The sequence below is a fragment of the Pontibacter sp. 13R65 genome (assembly GCF_047525655.1).
Classification (GTDB): domain Bacteria; phylum Bacteroidota; class Bacteroidia; order Cytophagales; family Hymenobacteraceae; genus Pontibacter.
In genome coordinates this window covers 82,953-103,792 of sequence record NZ_JBLIQL010000020.1, presented here as the reverse complement: position 1 = coordinate 103,792, position 20,840 = coordinate 82,953, and the positions used below count along the sequence as shown (strand labels likewise).

General features: G+C 46.9%; 22 protein-coding genes. 2 read left to right on the top strand and 20 right to left on the bottom strand.

The window, feature by feature from the left end:
- Positions 1-607: 607 nt before the first annotated feature.
- The 15 genes from ACMA1I_RS18785 to ACMA1I_RS18715 all read right to left on the bottom strand — a co-directional run bounded on the left by ACMA1I_RS18785 (position 608) and on the right by ACMA1I_RS18715 (position 16,066).
- Entirely contained in the window at positions 608-760 is a 153-nt protein-coding gene (locus ACMA1I_RS18785) for a hypothetical protein (protein ID WP_414703940.1), read from the bottom strand.
- Positions 761-1,383: 623 nt separating this feature from the next.
- Positions 1,384-2,043, bottom strand: a complete 660-nt coding sequence (locus tag ACMA1I_RS18780; protein WP_337069976.1) for an HAD family phosphatase — start codon at positions 2,041-2,043, stop codon at positions 1,384-1,386.
- 108 nt (positions 2,044-2,151) lie between these two features.
- Positions 2,152-3,102, bottom strand: coding sequence for a phosphatase PAP2 family protein (locus tag ACMA1I_RS18775; protein ID WP_337069975.1), 951 nt, complete (start codon positions 3,100-3,102; stop codon positions 2,152-2,154).
- Positions 3,099-3,725 carry a sterol desaturase family protein gene (locus ACMA1I_RS18770; protein WP_337069974.1) on the bottom strand — a complete coding sequence of 209 codons (627 nt, stop codon included), beginning with the start codon at positions 3,723-3,725 and terminating at the stop codon, positions 3,099-3,101. The genes ACMA1I_RS18775 and ACMA1I_RS18770 overlap by 4 nt, the downstream gene beginning before the upstream one ends.
- 41 nt (positions 3,726-3,766) lie before the next feature.
- Positions 3,767-4,519, bottom strand: coding sequence for a hypothetical protein (locus ACMA1I_RS18765; RefSeq protein WP_337069973.1), 753 nt, complete (start codon positions 4,517-4,519; stop codon positions 3,767-3,769).
- Between the two features lie 431 nt (positions 4,520-4,950).
- Positions 4,951-5,520: a DUF4833 domain-containing protein gene (locus tag ACMA1I_RS18760; protein ID WP_337069972.1), complete on the bottom strand. Its 570-nt coding sequence runs from the start codon at positions 5,518-5,520 to the stop codon at positions 4,951-4,953.
- Positions 5,521-5,534: 14 nt separating this feature from the next.
- A complete protein-coding gene (locus ACMA1I_RS18755; RefSeq protein ID WP_337069971.1) occupies positions 5,535-6,254 on the bottom strand; it encodes a CDP-alcohol phosphatidyltransferase family protein in 720 nt (239 codons plus the stop codon).
- Positions 6,255-6,275: 21 nt separating this feature from the next.
- Positions 6,276-8,873 (bottom strand): DUF5686 and carboxypeptidase-like regulatory domain-containing protein, encoded by a 2,598-nt coding sequence (locus ACMA1I_RS18750; RefSeq protein ID WP_337069970.1) that lies wholly within the window; start codon positions 8,871-8,873, stop codon positions 6,276-6,278.
- Complete coding sequence (locus ACMA1I_RS18745) at positions 8,860-9,231, bottom strand: GtrA family protein (protein WP_337069969.1); 372 nt, start codon at positions 9,229-9,231, stop codon at positions 8,860-8,862. Before ACMA1I_RS18745 ends, ACMA1I_RS18750 begins: the two co-directional genes overlap by 14 nt.
- A complete protein-coding gene (locus ACMA1I_RS18740) occupies positions 9,232-9,693 on the bottom strand; it encodes a phosphatidylglycerophosphatase A (protein WP_337069968.1) in 462 nt (153 codons plus the stop codon). It abuts the gene before it with no gap.
- Between the two features lie 10 nt (positions 9,694-9,703).
- Positions 9,704-11,029 (bottom strand): inositol-3-phosphate synthase, encoded by a 1,326-nt coding sequence (locus ACMA1I_RS18735; RefSeq protein WP_337069967.1) that lies wholly within the window; start codon positions 11,027-11,029, stop codon positions 9,704-9,706.
- 37 nt (positions 11,030-11,066) lie between these two features.
- On the bottom strand, positions 11,067-12,059 hold the full coding sequence (locus ACMA1I_RS18730; RefSeq protein WP_337069966.1) for an NAD-dependent epimerase/dehydratase family protein: 993 nt from the start codon (positions 12,057-12,059) through the stop codon (positions 11,067-11,069).
- Positions 12,056-13,177, bottom strand: coding sequence for a hypothetical protein (locus tag ACMA1I_RS18725; protein ID WP_337069965.1), 1,122 nt, complete (start codon positions 13,175-13,177; stop codon positions 12,056-12,058). Before ACMA1I_RS18725 ends, ACMA1I_RS18730 begins: the two co-directional genes overlap by 4 nt.
- Complete coding sequence (gene spt, locus ACMA1I_RS18720; protein ID WP_337069964.1) at positions 13,155-14,396, bottom strand: serine palmitoyltransferase; 1,242 nt, start codon at positions 14,394-14,396, stop codon at positions 13,155-13,157. The genes ACMA1I_RS18725 and spt overlap by 23 nt, the downstream gene beginning before the upstream one ends.
- Positions 14,397-15,151: 755 nt before the next feature.
- Entirely contained in the window at positions 15,152-16,066 is a 915-nt protein-coding gene (locus ACMA1I_RS18715) for a pirin family protein (protein WP_337069963.1), read from the bottom strand.
- Between the two features lie 524 nt (positions 16,067-16,590).
- Here ACMA1I_RS18715 and ACMA1I_RS18710 point away from each other — a divergent pair.
- On the top strand, positions 16,591-16,755 hold the full coding sequence (locus tag ACMA1I_RS18710; RefSeq protein ID WP_337069962.1) for a hypothetical protein: 165 nt from the start codon (positions 16,591-16,593) through the stop codon (positions 16,753-16,755).
- A 109-nt stretch (positions 16,756-16,864) separates the two neighbouring features.
- Complete coding sequence (locus tag ACMA1I_RS18705) at positions 16,865-17,905, top strand: LLM class flavin-dependent oxidoreductase (protein WP_337069961.1); 1,041 nt, start codon at positions 16,865-16,867, stop codon at positions 17,903-17,905.
- A gap of 38 nt (positions 17,906-17,943) precedes the next feature.
- Here the strand turns inward: ACMA1I_RS18705 and ACMA1I_RS18700 are convergent, their stop codons facing one another.
- The 5 genes from ACMA1I_RS18700 to ACMA1I_RS18680 form a co-directional block, all read right to left on the bottom strand.
- Positions 17,944-18,519, bottom strand: a complete 576-nt coding sequence (locus ACMA1I_RS18700; RefSeq protein WP_337069960.1) for a DinB family protein — start codon at positions 18,517-18,519, stop codon at positions 17,944-17,946.
- 1 nt (position 18,520) lies between these two features.
- A complete protein-coding gene (locus tag ACMA1I_RS18695) occupies positions 18,521-18,940 on the bottom strand; it encodes a DUF4345 domain-containing protein (protein ID WP_337069959.1) in 420 nt (139 codons plus the stop codon).
- 93 nt (positions 18,941-19,033) lie between these two features.
- Complete coding sequence (locus ACMA1I_RS18690; protein WP_337069958.1) at positions 19,034-19,618, bottom strand: Crp/Fnr family transcriptional regulator; 585 nt, start codon at positions 19,616-19,618, stop codon at positions 19,034-19,036.
- 71 nt (positions 19,619-19,689) lie between these two features.
- A complete protein-coding gene (locus ACMA1I_RS18685) occupies positions 19,690-20,109 on the bottom strand; it encodes a putative immunity protein (RefSeq protein ID WP_337069957.1) in 420 nt (139 codons plus the stop codon).
- Between the two features lie 150 nt (positions 20,110-20,259).
- On the bottom strand, positions 20,260-20,451 hold the full coding sequence (locus ACMA1I_RS18680; protein WP_337069956.1) for a hypothetical protein: 192 nt from the start codon (positions 20,449-20,451) through the stop codon (positions 20,260-20,262).
- Positions 20,452-20,840: the final 389 nt, after the last annotated feature.

The window sequence follows — 20,840 nt, the reverse complement described above, 5'->3', positions numbered from 1 at the left end:
AAGGCTCGACAAGGACCATGAAAAAACACCTGAAAGCGCTCAAAGTTGGGTTCTATGGCATAATTGTCAGGTCATATTAAACAGATTAACCTGAAGATCAGTTAATTAAAATTTAAACACGCTCTGAACTGTATCTTGACAGACCTCTATTAAATGTAAAAAGTTAACATAAACTTTAGAATTAGATTATTTACAAGCCTTCACTAAACCATAAGTACTGCTTGTTCTGGCTCCGGACTAATTTTTTTTAGTTTTCACTGCAGGAGCCGGGGGAAGGGGCCCTGCACCCCGAGAGCGACGGAAGGGATAACTCGGCTTCGCCACCGAGGTGTACGCCATGCTGTTACAGTAAATACTTATAAATTTATTTTTCATGGTAGGCCGGAAAATTAACATCAGGTAAGCCTGGTTCTGGTTTGGTTTAAGAGCATCTCTGTTATAAATAGCCTCGAAGGTGTCGGAATGAAAGAGCTGACTATAACTGAGGTGTTACCCCAGGTCCGGATATCCTGCACACTCGCGTAAAAGGCGAATGCCTCCTGCTAGTCACTGGCCAGTAGCCTTGCCCGGTGTGCTATAAAAGCGGCAGGGTCCTCGCTCCTTGCAATTAACCTGCCATACCCATCCTAAACTCGGAGCGCTGAATAAGCTGTCTATCGAGGTTAAAATGTGCAAGAGCCGGGCGTGTGCCAATAAACCAAGCCACAGCAAAAAAGTAATACTTTTTGCTGTGTATAAGAGCTAAGTAGTAGATGGACATATGGTGTAGTGCAGGCAACATTCCAGGTCAGAACTGTGCGCGTATAGAAATGCCAGGAGTAAGAATAAAGGATATGCAGTAAAGCTAATACCCTTGGCCCCAGAAGCTTAAAATCGCCTCAGGAAGGACAATTTCATTACAGGAATTTCTTCTAAACTCCCAGAGGCCGACTCTGAAAATTTAATGGAGCATGTTTGCTTTTTTCTGTACTTCCCTGGCTATTCCTTCTTTGAGCCAACGAAGGACTTACCTGTTCCAGGAACTCCGCTTTTGCCATTGAGAAAAGTAGAGGGTATGATGCGGCTTCCTTTGTTTAGCAGCTCCTTAACTTGACCCTATGCCTCCAAAGCAAAAAAACACCTCTGGAAGTGCTTTTTCATTCGAATAATTAAGGTGTGGGGAGTATGTTATTGTAAGTGTAGCACATTGGCGGGATCTTCCGGTGGCAAGGCAATGGCACTAGCAAATGACTAACGTTCTTTAAATTTTGGTAGTTCTTTTGTAGCGGGACCTGGCGGCAGTGAGATCAGTAAAAACGACTGCGCCAACTACACTTGTGCAAGAAGGCAGGAAAAAGCATCCAGCTCATTTTTTATTGCCGGGTGCTCTTCCTGCGCCTATAGCTATCCTACTTTTTCCAGTGCCTCCTCCAGCACTTTGTCGATTCTGATCCATTTCATGCCGGCGGCTTCTGCTGCCATAACCCCGGGTGCTCCATCTTCAAACACGAGGCAGGCTTCAGGAGCCACGCCTAGCTTCTCAGCGGCCAGCAGGAACGGGTCTGGGTAAGGTTTGCCCTTGGCTGTGTCTTCGGCACATACCAGCACCTCTACCAGGTCTTCTATGCCCAGTACCTCCAACGTTTTCTGAATCATTTTTGTGCCGCCTCCGGATACTACGCCGATTTTAACAGTGCCCACATGGTTCTTCAGATGCTCTACCACAAAAGCCACAGGTTTAATGCGGTCTATAAACTCGTTATAATACAGCTGCGATTTTAAGTTTGTAAATTCTTGTGGGTCGAAAGTGCTGTTGTAGCGCTTGTTAATCTCCACCACAACTGCCGGTATGGGGAACCCGGCCAGCTCATCTATCAGGGCAGGATCTATGATTACCCCTTCATTGGCTGCTACTTGCACATAGGTGTCTTTGTGGGCTTGCATATTATCGGCCAGTGTACCATCGCAATCATACAAAAACGCCAGGTAATCTCCCTCTGACTGAGCCTTAAGCGCTTGCAGGGCCTGGTTTTGAACGGCCAGTGTCATTGTTTCTGAAATCATATTTTTAAATTATTGAGACAAATTATATAAAGTATTGCCAGCTTCATGCTGTGCTAAATTAATTGTGAATAGCTACAAAAGGAAAACTCAATAGGTAAAAGTACCTGTTTACTTTATGGCTGCAATCAATTTCTCTACCGCCCTGTTTACTGCTCCGTTTCTGGAAACAAACCAGTTAAACAGCAAAATACCACAGGAGGCACAAAGTATGCCGGCCAGCACATCGAGTACATAGTGATGCGAGGTGTAAACAGCAGCAAACCAGATTCCGGCTGTAATAATACCGAACACAATATTAGCTACTAGGCCAAGCTTGTTTTTAATGGCATAATAGAATACGATAAGCGGGTAAGCCGAATGCAACGAAGGCATAGCCGCAAACACGTTGGAGCCTTTGGCATAAAGCGCATGAAAAATAGTAACACCGAAAAAGGAATCGAACCGGGATAGACCTGCCGTGTTACCAGGTGTAGCTGCTATAAAATCGAAGCCGAATTGCTGCGTGTACCAGGGGGGAGCCGCCGGATACAGGTAATACACTACAAAGCCAAGCAGGTTTACCAGCAGAAACGTGAGCGAAAAATAAGCAAACTGCCGCCTGTTCCGGAAAAACAGGAAAGTAGCAAACGCAAGCGGCACCGGCACCCAGGTAAGGTAAAAAGCTCCGCTCAGCACATCCAGAAAAGCATGGCTGTGCTGCAGCCAGTATTCGTTTGGCGTGAGCACTGCCTCTCCTGCCCTTATTCCAAAAACAGCTTTCTCTGCCAGGTACAAATCCTGTATATGTACTTGGTTAAACCAGTAGTTCGGCAAGGCTTTCATGTAATCGTACAGCAGCCAGAACACAATAAAGATAGAAAAGCCGGTTACGAATTTCCGTGTGATTGGTGTAAGAAAATACAGGCTGTTTACAAGCACCACCAGCACCAATTGGTCGGTTTTAAAACCAACCAGCAAAAAGGAAAGCAGCAGGTACCCTACTGATAAGGCAGCCAAGGTAAAAACAGACTTTCTGGAAACGCTCTTCTGCTTACCAGCCACCGCGGTAGTTTCACTCATTTTGTATCTTTATTGAAATCAGAATCGAATACTTTGTCCCACAGCGCAGAACTTACACCGTAACCTTTGGTAGCATCGGCATAATGGTGGAGCATGTGGTGCTTTTTGAGCTTTTTCCAGAATGCTCCCTTAAAATTAAAATGGTGCAGCGCATAGTGAGAGATGTCGTAAAACAGGTAGCCCACTAAAAAAGCGGCAAAGAAAGCATACAAGGGGCCACCCGACAGCACCAGCGAAAAAAGGAGATACAAAGCCGTAGCCATCGGGATGCTGGCTGATGGCGGCATCACCAGTCGTTTTGCATCGTTCGGGTAATCGTGGTGCACACCATGAAAAATAAAATGCAGGCGTAATGCCCACTTTGCCTTCGGCACAAAATGAAAAACGAAGCGGTGCAGCACATACTCTGTCAGAGTCCAGACAAACAGTCCCAGCACGGCATAGCCCACAAAAGCAGCAACACCTACCTGCTCCACAAACAGAGACAGCCAGCACAAGATAAGGATAACCGGCACATAAATAAAAAGCGGAACCGTGAAATGCACCCTAGAGAGCGCCTCCATCCAATCGTGCTTAAACATTCTTACCGATTCCTGTGAATTTGATACGAAGTGCTTTTTCATTTTTGCTTTCAATTAGGAGTAATACAACTGTCTAATGCTTGTTAGCAGGCCTCTGAGAGTTCCCGCTCCACCGGCTCCTCCTCTACTTGTACCGGCCTTCCTTTATACGCAACGGTATTAGCATACATTGCCTTGTTTTGCGGATACATAAAAATAAGAAGAAAGGCGAAACTTAGTCCGAACTCATTTAGTTCGTCTCGCTTGCTTGAGGGTGATAAGGCAGTAAGAATTAAGATACTGCCAATCAAGATTACCTGATACAGCCTGGCTACCGGAATACCGATTGTACTGTCTGCCAGTTTCCGAAAGGCGGCTGACCTATGATAGAAAAGCGGCACCAGCAACAGGTAACTGACTATGCCTGCAAAGAGCAACTTCGAAAAAATAAGCTTATTTACTTTTTGGCCGTTTATGACCATGTTGTGCAGGTTGGTTTCCTGTTGTGCGTTGTGCTGCTGAAAGAACTCGGTGCTCTCGATATCGAAGATTCGCTGGCCCCAGCTTATTTCTTCCCCGGCTCCAAAAATACCTAATAAGGCGGTAGCAAGCAGCACCATTCTGAATAACCTTCCTTTCTGTTTTCTAAGCCTGAAGTAGCGGTAGAACATCAGCACACTAATTGCCAACAACCCCACAACAGTTATTGATTCAATAAGGCCATCTTCCACCACGTACACAGTTTCGAACCATGTTTGATGGGTGAAGGAAGTTATGATCCCGATAAAGATTAAAATGGCGATCAGGTAGATGGTGCTAATTTCGGTAATGGTAGTAGGTAGGTTTTTCTTTTTCATAATAAGTTTTACAAATAAGCCTTACGAGTTGCGTATGTTGCCGGCTTGTGCGTGAGGAGTACTAAATGATGCCAAATTACTGTAATGAAAAGGGCCTTCCGAAGCTATTTTGCTCCCGGATTGGCCCTGTTTCAGGAAAGGCATTTTCGTTATTTTAAACAGTACATCCGTTTTTCAGGCAGGCAAAACAGGCGCAGGCCACTTATTTCCTGCTGCGGAATACCAGAACCTTTAATCTTTATAAAGGCCATAGGCTACCCAGCTGAAAATTAGCTCTGGAAGGCCATTTTCATTAAAATAATCAGGATTGAGAGCAGGCATTTATAGCTGCAGCTATGGCCAAACAGACTGTATAGTTGTATGTCAGCTTTCGTACATCAGTTGTTAAAAGAGTGTTCTAAAAGTTTTTTAAAAATTTGATTTTAATGTGGTTAAGGTTTAAACCGGCTGCTGATTGGTTTGCCGGTTGCGGCATCTCTGCCCTTCAGCTCTACATACAATACATTAGGCACCCAAAAGGTACCGCCCTCCACTCTTACAAAAACCCGATCCAAGATGGCTTCTTTCTCGTTAATGGTAGTGCACACATTGAACTTGCCATCAGCGGCTTTCCGCAGGTAAAGCGACAGCTTGGAGTAACATACAAACTTTAGCTCGTAGTTGTCTTTTCCCAGCTTTTTGGTGTTTAAGCCATAGGCGAATTTGCGCTGCACGTAATTCAGCTCCTTCTGCTCCCCCCCTTCGGCATACCTGATCCAGAATACATGAATAGGCTCCTGCTCGTTTAGCACACCCGGCGATACTTCATTTAGCTGGTACACCACAGTGTTCGCGTTCGGATCGCGCTGCACATAAAACTTCAGGTTTTTTACATTTTTAGGCACCGGCAGTGTGTCTGCTTTGGCCTCTAAACCAGTACCTGTAAGGTTGTTTGCTTGTGCAGCAGGCAGCGTGGCAAACAAGAGCAGCACCAGTAGGAAAAGGTATAGTTTTTTCACCATCTAATTGATTAACTTTAAGGGGTTACCATTTCTTTCTGCTGCATGGCTCTTTTGGCATCCATCAGCCTGTTAACCGCGGTAATGTTAGTGAGCACAGCCATTACTGTTAAGGGCAGGGTAAACACCGACATGGTTTCAAAAATATGAAACGGTATACCCGGCACATACACCTTGTAGTCGGCCCCAACAAAAGAATAAGTAATGCCGCAGGCAATGGCCGATAAACCGATCAGGACCACCCGCTCCGGCCGTTGCATCAGACCACCTTTGCACTCTACGCCTAAGCCTTCGGCGCGTGCGCGCGTGTAGCTTACCATCATAGACCCAATAAGGGCAATAAAGGCAAACAACGAACTAAGCAGGTAGTGATGCGCAATAAGGTAATAGCAGATCCCCATAAACATGATCATTTCGCTGTAGCGGTCCAGCACCGAGTCGTACATGGCACCGAATTTGGAGCCCATGTTGCCGAGTCTGGCCACCTGCCCGTCGAGCATGTCGAAAAGGCCTGCAAAGAGCACCAGGGCACCCGCCCAGCCGACATACTCCAGTTCGCCACGGTTACTTCGCTCCCCACCTATTATAAACACGGCCGCTACGCCTATGTTCAGGATTAACCCTGTGGTGGTTACGGCATTGGGAGTAAAACCAAGCCGGATTAAGAATCTAACTATTGGGTTTATTACCTTGTAAATTCCCAGCTGAAGTGAATCGCGAAGTGCTTTCATGCTCATGGTGTTTCTGACAATCGTCGTTTAGAAATCGAACTTAAACCTACCCCTTATACCGATATCCGCCACATTTGGATGATCGAGATATGACAGGCGCTTCACTACATCTATCCGGAAAAAATTAAAGATATTGCCTACGCCTACACTTGCTTCCATATACGGTTTATTTTCTAAGGTGTAAGTTGCCTGCCTGCCATCTCCAAATGTAGGGAAACGCAGCAATTCAGGATTGTTTTCGGGCATATTCTCTTCTCTCACTTTACCATACAGTGCTTTAAAAGTGACGAATTCCCGCAGCCTTGTTTTCTTGATTAGCGGAATTTTGTTAAAAATAAACCCGTTAAAGCTGTGGTCTATGTGCACGCTGGCGTACTGGTCGCTCACAAACTCTAGGAAGTTCATCAGGTTATAAGACTGCATCTGGTAAGAGTAAGTCTGGTTGGCCCGGTGAATAGTCAGGAGCGGGAATGGCACCTGCCCAAAAGTGTAACCACCCTCTGTTACAACATCGGCATAGCCGAGTTGCGCCAAGTAAAAACGTTTGTTTATGTTCAGGGCCACATTCTGGTAATCATACTGTCCGCCAAACGGGCCTTTCATGCCGGCAGCTGCCCGCAACGTGAATATAGGGTAGCGGTTTGGGATGGGGGTGCGGTAAATTTTGCCTTGCAAAAACTGCTGATTTGGTGCCCACCTTAGTTCCAGCGTTGCCTCAGAGGTAGTAAGTTGCTGTATCTGAAGCGGACTTTCTCCTCCCCCTACCAGCCCCACCTTTGCGTACTGCAACGATCCGGCTGGCGACTGTTTCCAGTTTCTAAAGCCTATCCTGTACGAAAAATTGTTTTCGAACTCCCGTAGGTAATCTATGTTATAGGTTTCGTTGTAGAGCCACTTATCGTTTTCGCCCCGCTTAAAGGAAAGCAGGAAATTGTCTTCCTGCACAAACTGCAGCTCCTGCCCAGGAATTTTAGTGTCTTTCTGGTAGCTCACCCGAATAGCCCGTACCGGAAATTCAAATATGCTGCGATCTGTTAACGAGTAGGTTCCTCCTAGGTAATATTTCCACTTCTCATCTTTAAACCCATATGCAGCATAGGTATCGATGGTAAATTTCTTACTGAAGTTGGTGGTTGTCCGGCCACCAAACCGTAACCGGAAGCCTTCTACCGGGTTAAAGCTATAGAAAGTATTAAGTGGCCCAATCTCAATTTTGGGTCCCATCCGTTTATAGCCTGCTATCAGGGCTGTTGCCCAGTCCATGGTCCTTCTATAGGATGGCGTATTTACCAGGCTATCGATGTTGGCATAGGTATTTGCTTCTGCCACAGTCAGGGCATCGTGCCGGCTGATCTGCCAGTAGCTTTCGTCCTGATCCGCGGAGGTGAACATTTTCTCTACCGGCTCTCCATCGTAAAGTGTGGCTGGCTGTGCCTCATTTATTTTAAAATCTTTAAAAGAAACTACACGCTCCCCGTAGAACCCGGCATCGCTGTTCGCAGTTAAACCAAAGTCGGTTTTAAGTTGGCTTTTGCTAAGGTGGTACCGGTTATCGCTGTTCTTCTCGAAGTCGAGCTTTATCTTCAGGTCGCGCACCCAATTTATGTTTACTCCTTTTCCTACCCACATGTCCACGCTCTGCACGGCGTAGGTGCCGTCCAGCGTCACGAACATTTTGCCGGTAAACATAAAGGCAGATGTGTTACGGGGTTCAAACTCTAGTTCAGCCAATTTTTCTCCGGAAGCAGTAGTAATGGTGTCTTTCAGGTAGAACTTATAAAAAGTTGGCGCCATATCCGCTATCGGGCTCAGGAACTGATTTGTGACAATGGTAATGTTATTGTCGTAAATATCGATATCCTGGTACATGTGCTGCATGTAAGACAATATGCCGTTATTATCTACAAACTCCCCAAAGTCTACTTTTTTGTTAGCCTTCACTATGGTTTTCTTCTTCTCCGGATTTTTACGGTAATAGCGCTGGGAAATGTCTTCCTGCATAAAGAAAGGAAGAATGGCTTTGCCCTCGATCACGGTGGTGTCAAGGTTATTGGTAATAAAGTCGTACTTGCGCAGCAGCAGGTTGTTTTTGAGCTTCTCTGGCGTGTTCACCAGCGAAAGCTGCATTTTCTCATACTGCTCGTACTCCACAAAATCGTACTGTTCCGGTTGGTTCTTGCTTTTATTGTCGACGATCAGGCGAATCAGGTCCACAGCAGGGTTGTTCTTGTTGCTGTATCGCTTCTTGCCTACCACCACCACCTCGCTCAGTACTTTTGCATCGCTCTCCAGTTTAATTGTGAGTGTCTGTTCCTGCCCCGGTTTAATGGGCACAGTCAGGGTTTTGTAGCCCACATAAGATACTTGTATGTTAGACCGTACCTGATTTGTTTTTAGGAGGAACTCACCGTTTATATCGGTACTAGTGCCTATGCTGGTGCCCGGTAAAAATACCGAAACACCTATCAGGGTTTCTTTTGTAGCAGCATCGGTAACGGTTCCTTTTATGGTCGTAACAGCACTTTGTGCCCTTACGGTATTTACCTGTACTCCTGAAAAGAAAATGAACAGTAAGCAGAGCAGGAAATTAAGATATAGCGTATATATATTCTTATTTGAATACATATCTTTTCTGAATTATATAGTTATAAAAGACACCGACAAGTATGGATGCAAACACTTTGGAGTAGATATAGTTAATACCTCCGTAGTGTGTCACAACGTACACGGATGAAGCGTTTAGCAGCAGGCTGCCATTCCAGACCATGAAGTATTTGAAGAATTGTGTCGGTATAGCTTTATCAGAAGCCTGGAATACCCAGTTTCTGCCAAGCATAAAATGCGTCAGGCCACCCGTGGTAGTACCCAATACGGTACCTGCCACATACCAGAACCCGAATATTTCCACGGCAACAATCGTCACCAGAAAGTCGACGCCAGAAGCGACTAGAGAAGCTGCCTGCGCCTTTAGGAAGGTAAACATTTAGAATATCCTGAAGTATAGAAGTAGTTGTAAGAGTATGTTCGCATATACACCAGCCACTACATCGTCCAGCATTACGCCCCAACCTCCAGGCACTCTTTCCAGCCTGCGGATATAAAGCGGCTTAGCTATATCAAAGAAGCGGAACAACACGAGTCCTACAGCCAGGGTGCTTAAGGTAACAGGCATAAATAACATGGTAATGCACATGCCAGCCACCTCATCTATAACCACCTTTTTGTCGTCTTTGCCCCAGTGTGGCTCAACCTGGTCTGATGACCAGACGCCAAGCCCGGTCAGGAGCAAGGTGACCAGGGGCAGCCAAGTCACAAGCTGGTCTCCACCGAGCTGGTGCAGGGCATACAGGCAAAGGCATACAGCAACTGCAGCTACCGTACCTCCTCCCTTGCCTATATAACCAATGCCCAGACTGGTGGAAACTAGTTTGTGTACTTTTAGCATCAGATAATAATTAGAGCGATTCTACCAGATCCTGGTAATAGTCGAGGCCCAGGTGTGTAATCAGGTCCTCTCCCATCATGTGGCGCAGGGTGTTCTGCAGCTTAATCAGCTGCTTAAAGATATCGTGCTCTGGTCGTAGCCCCTCAGCTGTCTGAGGCGATTTGTAGTAGAACGACATCCACTCCTGAATGCCGCTCATACCGGCACGTTGAGCCAGGTCGGTGAACAAGGCCAGGTCAAGCACAATCGGTGCCGCCAAAATAGAGTCGCGGCAAAGGAAGTTGATCTTGATCTGCATCTGGTATCCCAACCATCCGAAAATGTCAATATTGTCCCAGCTTTCTTTGTTATCGCCGTGAGGAGGGTAGTAATTGATACGTACTTTGTGATATAAGTCACCGTAAAGTTCCGGATTATCTTCCGGACGCAGAATGTCTTCCAGCACACCCAGCTTCGAGACTTCTTTTGTCTTAAAGTTATCCGGATCATCCAGTACCAAACCATCGCGGTTACCCAGAATATTAGAAGAAAACCAGCCTTTAATACCCAGTGCCCTTGCCTGCAGACCTGGCGCCACAATGGTTTTCATCAGGGTCTGGCCGGTTTTAAAGTCCTTGCCCGAAATGGCAACACCGTTTTCTTTCGAAAGCTCAACCAACGCCGGAATATCAACTGTCAGGTTAGGAGCGCCGTTTGCAAAAGGCACACCTAATTTTATAGCTGCATAAGCATAAATCATGCTGGGCGCTATGCGTGGGTCGTTGTTGTGCAGACCTGCTTCAAATGCTTCTATAGACTGGTGCACGTCGCTTACTTCGGTATACACTTCTGTAGAGCCACACCATACGACCACCAGGCGGTTACACTTGTTCTCCTCCTGGAAGTTGCGCATATCATCCATCAGCGCCTCGGCTAACTCATACTTGGTAGCACCTGTTTTCACGTTCGTACCAACCAGGTTCTTGGCATACGCCTTGTCGAACACAGCCTTCATTGGCTTAATTGCCTCCAGCTCCGGCTTTATGGCGTGCAGCAAACCAGGCTCCAGCACTTTGGCGTTAGTAGCGGCTTCGTACACATTGTCGGTATACACATCCCAACCACCAAACACAATGTCGTTCAGATTTGCCAGGGGCACAAAGTCCTTTATAAGCGGATTACGGTTTTCGGTTCTCTTACCCAAGCGGATGTTACCCATTTGGGAGAGTGAGCCAATTGGTTGAGATATTCCTTTTCGGATAGCTGCAACCCCGGCAATAAACGTGGTAGCCACAGCTCCCAATCCAGGAAGCAGGATACCCAGGCGCCCTTCGGCATTTTTAACTTGATATTCCATGTTATTTAGTTATGTCAAAAATATTGTTGAATCGTTTTTATAACCACTTATTTTCCTTGTACCACTGCAGCGTTTGGGCAAGTCCCTTTTCCAGGTCGTACTCCGGCACAAAGCCCAGGTCGGTCCGGATCTTTTCGATGCTGCAGTTCCAGTTTTCGGCGGCCAGCTCCCTTAGCTTTTCTCTGTTTAAAGCTGGCATAGCCTTGCTTATGGCATAGGCTGCTTCCAACAGGTCGGCTACCATGGCCACCATACCAATAGGCAGATGAAACTTGATAGATTTCTTCCCCAGAATCCGCTTGGTTATGGCTGCCAGCTGGTAACGGTCGTAACAATTGCCATCAGATATATTGTAGCTGGCATTAGTTTTTTCAGCTCCTAAAGCCTGCAGCACTGCCCGCGCCAGGTCTTTTACATAAACAAAGCTCAACCACTGCGGCTTGTTACTGATGTAGGGTTCCAGGCCCAGGTTCAGCGTCTTGAGAATTATATAAATGTCTTTTTCGCGTGGACCATATACCGCAGTAGGTCGCAACACCACCAGGGGCAGGTCCTCAATTTCTGACAGATACTGCTCTGCCAGCAGTTTGCTTTTGCCATAGGCTGTTACCGGATGCGCCTTGCTCTGTTCATGAATGGATACGGCATCGTGGTAGGCAATGGGCCCCAGCGCCGCCAGACTGCTCACAAAAACAAACTTCTTTAGCGGAATAGTAGCCTTTGCCGCTGCTAAAGCTAATCTCTGTGTGTAAACAGCATTTATCTCGCGGTATACCTGCTCTGTTTTCGCTTTTGTTATTCCAGCCGCATGAATGATGTATTGGTATTGCTTGTCTTCCAGTTCTTTTACCAGTGCCTCCTCATCAGTAAAATCAAGCGAAGTATACTTAATGTCGAAGGGCTTCAGATGTGCAATTACGCTGGAAGGCCGCACGGCGGCGTAAACCTCCAGCCCCGCCTGAAGGGCCGCCTCTATTATATGGAAGCCCACAAAACCACTTGCTCCCGTTATCAGTACCCGCTCTTTCATAACGCTTTCTCGTAAATGCGATATCGTTTGTATGGCTTGGCATCCATGTGAAGCAAGCCCTGGTTCATCAGCACGTTGTTTTCCAGAACCCACGATGCTTCTGCCATTTTCATGTTTTTTTCGCGGTACTTTTGCATAGCAGCTCCATAAAAACAAGCCTCGATGCCTAATTTTCGATAACCCTCTACTACACCCAACGCAATGATGCGTACAGCATTTATCTTTTTGCGTAGCAGAAGCAGCTTAAATAAGCCTGTGGGAAGCAAACGTCCTTTTTTGATCTTTTTCAGAATCTGGTTGATGTCCGGAATGGCCAGAGAGAAACCTATCATCTTGCCATTGTGCTCGGCTATCAGGCAAAAATCGGGGTCTACAATCAGCTTCAGATCATTGGCCATGTAATCAAACTCTTTTGGCGTCATGGGCACAAAACCTAGGTTTTTGTCCCAGGCAGAATTATAGATTTCGCGCAGGTTGGCAGCTTCCTCTTTATAATTTTTCAAGTTAATAGGCCTGATATTAATTCCTTTCTGCGCAAGCCGTTTCCTGAACGCTTCCGAAAGCCGGTAGGGCCTGTCGTTAAAATTCTCGGCCAGGAACTGGTAAGCCAGCAGATCTACTTTTTTATGCAAACCGAGGCGCTCCAGCATCGGCCCGTAATACTGGTAATTATAAGGCATCATGGCCATGGGCGAGCTATTGAAGCCTTCCACCAGCAAGCCGCAGGTTTCGTTGGTGGAGAAGTTCACCGGTCCTATCATGGTTTTGCTGCCCTTGGACAAGAGCCACTGCTGTACCTGCCGGAACAACATATCTGCCACCTCCCCATCGTCTACACAATCAAAAAAGCCAAAAAAGCCGTCCTGTGTATGGTTAAAGGCATTGTGGTTATTGTTCAGGATAGCCGCTATACGTCCTACCACTTTGCCCTGGTGGTAAGCCAGGTACAGCTGAAGCGTAGAGTGCTCATGAAAAGGGTGTTTGCCAGGCGTAAGCAAATCCTTTTGCGCTATGTAAAGCTCCGGCACGTAGTACGCGTCGCCTTCATAGAGCGCATGCGGAAAGTCAATAAATGCCTTCAGCTCCTGCCTGGTATTAACTGGCAATACTTGCTTCATACGATGCATCTCTGGTATTAATGCCAACCACTTTAAAGGCATCTGCTATTTTAGTCACGGCCTCTTCAATCTGGCTGAACGTGTGCGTGGCCATTACCGAAAGCCGGATAAGTGTTGAATCGGCTGGCACGGCTGGTGCCACGACTGGGTTCACAAACACGCCATTGTCCTGCAGCACTTTGGTTACTATAAAAGTCTGGTAGTTATCGCGCACATAAATAGGTATAATGGGTGTTTCAGTAGGTCCAAGCTCTAAGCCAGCAGATCGCAGCAGGCCGGTGGCGTAGCGTGTGTTTGCCCACAGCTGCTCTATCCGCTCCGGCTCCGACTTAATTATATCGAGAGCAGCCAGGGTGCTGGCCACAGAAGACGGCGACATGCTTGCGCTGAAAATAAGGGAGCGGGCGTGCTGTTTCAGGTACTGGATGGTATCCTGATCGCTGGCAATAAAACCGCCCAACGATGCCAGCGATTTGCTAAAGGTACCCATAATCAAATCTACCTGATCTGTAAGCCCGAAGTGTGCAGCTGTACCGGCTCCTTGCTCTCCCAGCACACCCAGGCCATGGGCATCGTCTACCATAATGCTTCCGCCATAGCGCTCAGCCAGTGCCACCAGCTCCGGTAACTTTACAATGTCGCCCTCCATGCTGAATACACCATCTACCACAATCAGCTTAATTGCATCGGCAGGCAGCTTACTCAGCTTCTGCTCCAGGTCCTGCATGTTGTTGTGTTTGTATTTCAGCACTTTCGAAAAAGAGAGCCTGCTGCCATCTATAATAGAAGCATGGTTATATTCATCCAGAATAATATAGTCGTTGCGACCTGTGAGGCTGGAGATAACGCCAAGGTTTACCTGAAAGCCTGTGCTGAACACAAGCGCAGCATCCTTCCCAACAAACTCAGCCAATCTATTCTCCAGTTCCAGATGGATATCCAGGGTTCCGTTGAGAAACCTTGAACCGGCACAACCTGTGCCATACAGGTCGATTGCCTTCATGGCTGCCTCCTTCACTTTCGGGTGATTAGTTAAACCCAGATAGGCATTGGACCCAAACATCAGCACCCGCTGCCCCTCTATAATTACCTCTGTATCCTGTGCAGATGTTATGGATCTGAAGTAAGGATATGCACCCTCCCTTTGTGCTCTCTCACCCGCCAGAACTGTGGCGCTCTTTTCCCGGGCTAAAATTTTGTGACGTAATATATTACCCATCTGTTTATAAAAATTATGGAATAAATCTTATTTATATAAATATCCGGTTATATCTTATTAATTACAAGAGTGTTAACCGCATTTATAAAAGACTTATTAATATTTTATTAAGTTAGTTTTTTTGTTCAGAAGTAAAAGAACTAACTGAACAAAAAAAATGCCCTCAGAGCATTTAATATTTTAAATTTTAAAATCTGCTAGACCAATAGCAAATATAAATCTGAAATAAGCAGAAATGTTTCTATCTTATCTTCCGCTGTGTCTGCTTTGCTTACCTTCTGCTGCACTGTCTAGAAGACAACTTCTATCCTGCGCCAGCCTACTGCATCACATTCTCCGTTTTTCTTTTACGCAAATAAAGCCTGCTTTATCCTTTTCCAGTTGGCTTGGCAATGGTTGCTAAAGCCAAGCCAAAATGTATTAAAAGCTTCTGGCTGGTTTAAGAATCGCTACCTCCTCTAAATCATAGCACCCGCCCACACCGATCGACTAAAATCGTATTCTGGTCCAAAGGTAATTACTTATATCTTTATTTAGCTAACAAATCTTTATTTTTTTTATTCTCACTGGAGCTTATCAACCACCAATATCATCTAAGACCTTATTTTTTAGCGCCTTATAAAGGATATGCTTACGTACTAATCAAAACTGAAAACGCTTTGTTTACTCCAGACTTCCACCGGCCAGGCAGCCCCACCTTAAAGGATGTAGAACCGGGCCGGTGGTAAAGATCCTAAAGAACGTGGCCCTAAAAATCAGGAGAGCGCCTGGGGTGCAGGACTACCAGCCGGCCTGGAGCGGTCATCGGGTAAGGGCACAAAATCATGATTGTCGGTTGGTGGTAGAAGAATACGGCCTGCCTTCCAGTCTGCTTTGGCCTGCTCAATTCTTTCTTTTCTGGAAGAAACAAAATTCCACCAGATAAACCGCTCCCCAAGCGGCTCTCCGCCCAACAGCATCAGGGTAGTAGGTTCTTTTGCCACTATGGCCGGGTCGGCACAGTTGTTGAACACCAGCATCTGCCCCTCCTTATAGGTTCTGCCAGCCACTTCCAAGCTGCCTTTCGCCACGTAAATGCCGCGTTCTGTGTGTCCGGTTGGTAAGCCGAAGCGAGCTCCCTGCTCCAGCACTACATGCAGGTAAAACAAAGGTGAATGAGTTTTAACATGACTGTTTAACCCGTAGGCGTTTCCGGCAATCAACCTCATCCACACGCCGGTATCTGTGAATACGGGCAGCTGCTCTGGCTTATAATTATCAAAGGCAGGAGCGGCTTCTTCGTCTTTCTCGGGAAGCGCCACCCACGTCTGAATCATTTCAAGAGAGCCTCCGGCCAGAGCGGCCGGGTCTTCGAAACGTTCGGAATGAGAGATGCCACTGCCAGCTGTCATCCAGTTTACTTCGCCCGGTCTGATGACCTGCTCCACCCCCAGGCTATCGCGGTGGGTTACCTGGCCGCCAAAAAGATAACTGACCGTAGATAAACCAATGTGCGGGTGGGGCAGCACATCCATAGAAGGCAATAAACCGGGCTGCAGATCTACAGGACCGGCATGATCCATAAAAATAAAGGGGCCTACCATCCGGCGCAGCCGGAAAGGTAAAATGCGGCGCACATCCATGCCCGGGGCAAGAGAGGCCTGCCGTGCTTCAATTACAATATCCAGCATAAGTTTTTATTGATGTTATGAGTATAAATATCCTTTCGGAAGCTTAAGTATGAACTGACTGCTACTGCCTTACTTGTTAAGAAAGGTAGCGATTAGAATCAATAATGTAAAGCAGCTTTTGCGCAAAGCCAGTGCCTCCTGCACAAGTCGGGATACCCTGAGCCCAACCTGCATCATTACCACTCCGGAAGTCTATTTTCATTAGCAGAATTACTGGCAGAAGACTCACCCAAATAAAAGATTGCGACATTAAGTTACAGGGCGAACACTTCTGCCAGGTGCACAGATTGACAATTTTTTGTTGGGGAAAGGAGCCCTCTTTAAAGAGCGTTCAGCGAGTGAGGGTGCAGGGGCGCCCTTAAGACAAAATCGTCTTAGTTTTTTGGTTCTTTTTGCATTAAGACAATAAGAACAAAGACAACAGCAATGAAACAAGCAGCTACAGCAGTTATTGTAAGAAAGTAACTATGCGAACTTAGATAAAAAACCATTGCCTTGCCTCCCACCCACAAGATCTTTACAAGATGACAAAGAGAAAAAAAGGAAATTATTTTAGCAACTACCCCATACATAAATCAGCCTTATGGGCAGAAACGAGCTTAAAGCAAAACAAGATTCAACCTAACGAAGTTAACGGCAAGTTCCCCCACTCCACCCGATCAACCTCCCCTACTCAACCGCCAAACTAATTCTGCTAATGAAAATACCCTTCAGGAGGCAGATTTAGATTTTTAGGGCCAAGTCATGCATTTCCGTTCAGTCCTTTCGTATTACAAAAAGTTACACTAACATTGAGGTATGGAAATAGGAATCACCACCTTCGCAGAAAACACGCCCGATCCTGCTACCGGGAAACTCCTCAGCGCACAAGAACGCATGAGGAATCTGATGGAAGAAATTGAGTTATCAGATCAGGTTGGTTTAGATGTTTTTGCCATTGGAGAGCATCACCGGTCTGATTTTGTTGTTTCTTCTCCGGCGGTCGTATTGGCAGCTGCCGCTGTTAAAACCAAAAACATAAAGCTGTCGAGCGCGGTAACGGTGCTGAGTTCCGACGACCCGGTAAGAGTATTTCAAGACTTCGCCCACGTGGATTTACTATCGGGTGGCAGGGCTGAGATTATGGCAGGCCGAGGATCTTTTATAGAATCGTTTCCGCTGTTTGGCAACGACCTGAAAGATTACGATACACTTTTTGCCGAAAAACTGGAACTGCTGGTTGAGCTTAATAAAAGCGAAAAAATAACCTGGGAGGGTAAACACCGCGCCTCTATCTCGAACCGGGGAGTATACCCACGGCCCTACCAGCAGGAGCTGCCAATCTGGATAGCCGTAGGAGGCACGCCAGCCTCTGTGGTGCGGGCCGCAAGCAAAGGTTTGCCTATGGCACTGGCTATTATAGGCGGAAATCCCGAGCGGTTTGTTCCGTTTACCGAGCTGTACAAAGAAACCTATGCCAGCTCCGGCCACAACGCTGCCAAGCTGCAGTTAGCCATTAACTCCCACGGTTTTATAGCCGATGACTCTCAGCAGGCAGCCAACGATTTTTACGGCCCATATGCTTACCTAATGAGCAAGATAGGGAGAGAGCGTGGCTGGTCGCCTATGAACAGACAACAGTTCGACATGATGCGCGGTCCGGAAGGCTCCCTGCTGGTAGGAAGCGCGCAGGAGGTAACTGAAAAAATCCTGTACAACTATGAGCTGTTTGGCAACACCCGTTTCCTGCTGCACATTAGTGTTGGCACCTTGCCACACGCAAAAGTGATGCGTGCCATAGAACTGTTGGGAACGGTAGTAGCGCCTGCGGTAAAGGCAGCCATTGGCAAACAAAAGTAACAGGCCCGGAATTTACTGCCTTTACCAACCAAACAGGTTTATAATTTACTGCTTTTGTATACCAAGGGCAGGTTGCGTTTTGCCTGCAGCATATGCCGCTGGTTGTGCGCCACCAGGAACTGGAGCACATCGCCGGGCTTAAGCCAAAGCCACTTTAGAATAGAAACGGGTATGGCATTTTTAGTTAAGTCTGCGCATTCGGCCTGGTGCAGCAGAAGCAACAGCTCTTCCTGCTGCCGGATAAATTCACTTACTACTGCCTGCGCATCAGGCACCTGGGGTGGCTGGTGCCTTTTAGCGGCTTTATACTTTGTTCGGCTGGTGGCAGGGTCCATCATTTGGATAAATTTATTACCGAGCCAGCTGCTTTTATAGGTGGTGCTGGTAGTGGTTGGCGGTTGATTGGCAAAACTGGCCTTGAGGCGGGGCAGGTAATAATCGCCATAACTGTTGAGGTGGGCCAGGCACTGGGCTATGCTCCAGCCGCCATCCCCGGCAGGTTGTAGCAGCACCTCCTCCTCCAGGTTCTGAAAAACCTTTATCGCCGTTTCGATGTGCTGCTCCACGCTGGACTCCAGGTGCTGCAGCAAGTCAGCTTTGTTAACTGTTTTCATATCAAACTGCTTTCTGATTTACTTCAGGTTGTTTGTATGCCAACACCAACACCAGCGCCAGCACAAACAGCACCGATTCTGTGAGCAGCCACTGTGTTCCAAAATCGCCAAGAGCTCCCTCACTAAAAATGGTAATGGTGCGCGACAAGGCGTAAAACCCCCACAGGAGGCACAGAAAGGCAAGTGCTTTTCTGGCATCGGTAAACATGAGGTACATCAAGCTGATGAACAGGCTCAAACCTACTCCGCCATACACGCCCCTGATAGAGCTGAAGGCATCGGTGGTTTGGAGCTGTACCTGTACCAGGTCCATCACCGACTGCGGATTGGCAAAGGCCATTACACTAACTGATAATAGGCTGAGCGCCGATACCAAGATAAAGCCTTTGGCGGCTACCTGTAAGATTTTCTGCTTTTTCATAACGTTCTAACGTATAAGTTACGTTACAAAGATGCGCCAGCTGCGCTACGTAATTCTTGGTAAATACCAACATTTTCAACGCTGGCCGATGCGCTAAATCTTTACCTTATTCAGAAGTTTGCTGAAATTGGTGGCATCTATACCCAGGTAGTTTGCAAGGTATTTGTGGGGCACCAACTGTAAAATATGCGGGCTCCGCTTTAGCAGCATCTTAAATTTTTCTTCCGAAGAATAACACTGCAGCTCTACCAGTCGCTCCAGCAAGCCAGCCAAACTATGGGTCACGCCAATTCTCACCATGCGCTCTATACCTGGGTGTACCTGCATAAGCTGCTGAAGATCGGCAAAGGAAGCTCGCAGAAAAACAGATGGCGTCAGCGTTTCAAAATAATAGCGTGAAGGTTGTTGCAGCAAAAAGGAATCGAGCACTCCTCCAAATGAAGGGGCATAGGAGAATATGAGTGTAGCCTCCCGGTCCTGCTCATCGAAGTAGTATACCCGCTGCACCCCCTCCGCCACAAAATACAGGTAATGCTCTGGTTCGCCAGCTGCTGTTAACAGCACTTTTCTTTTGGCTGAAAATGGCTTCCAGGCAGATGAAAAAGCAACCCACTCCTGCTCCGGTAAAGGGCATATAGTCGAAACTAGTTCTTTTAACTGCTGCTGGTGTACATTCATAAAGAAACGGTTTTTTACCCAATGGTGCTGCGGCAAAGAGATAACTAATTTAGCAAACACGCAAGGCATGACTACAGACCGGAAGTTACTATGTTTTCTGTTTTAAACAACAGCAACAGTTCTGCAGGAACCTGTTCCAGTTGCCAAGCCCGCTCCTGCAGCGGGTTTAGGCAAGCTTTGCAGGCATAAGAGGCTGCGTACCTGGCGTGGCTGGCTACATGAGCTGTGGCCGCTGCATGCCCGGCTGCCCGTGCAGCTGCTATGGCCTCTGGTTGAGTAGCTTCGCGGGCAGCCGCATGGGCCGCAAAGGCAAACTGCCTGGCCGTGGCCATAGGTAAGGTGCCGCTTACCCAGAGGCGGGCTGCTTGTATAGCTTTTCGTGGGCGACAATCTTCTGGTTGCGCTTGCTCGAACTGCGCTATTACATGTTCGGCACAAGCCGCTGCCCATAAGGCTATTTGTTGATGCGCCTGCTTCTCCAGGTGTTTCATGTTCGTCTTATTAACTAAGCGCCTTCTCCTCCCATTTTACCAGCTACTCGGCCAAACCCAAACCATTTACTATTACCGAATACTGGTTAAATCGACAGTTGGAGGAATACTTATTGTTATTTGGTAAAGATAGTCTGATTGGTTAACAATTTATTTTAGTGGGACGAGGTACAGCGCCAACACATTTTCTAAGGCAGAGTTTGGTCCTAAACTGCTGGGAAAAGGAGTCTTTGATGTTTCGCATTTTAATTTTTCGGGCTTGCCTTCCTTTTTTTCAAGCAAGGGTGCCGCAGGCGGGGTGGTTCCTTGTATCAAGAGAAAAAGAACAAAGGCTCCAGCCATACAGTAGCTTTTTTCATTGCTATATTTTAAGAAGTTGGTGTATGGAGACAAGAAGCAGCCTACATAAAATAAAGATAAGCAGAATGTAAAACCGTTGCACCTGCTCCGGTGCTTTTTCAAATTAAACTAATAAAACATGTCTTTCGGAGGCTTATTGGAAGACTAGGAACACAGGGCATAAGGCCTTTTTTTAAAATGGCTATTTGTTTTGCCAGGAAACTTGCAAGAGCTGCGCAAACTGTAAGTCTCCCTGCTTTATTTCCGAATCAAGATGCAGCATACCTAAACAATTCTTCTAATGAAAATGGCCTTCCAGAGCTGTTCCAGAGAAACAAGACAATAGGCCGAAGTTCTTTAGCCCAGGCAGAGAGTGAGCCAATTATACTATT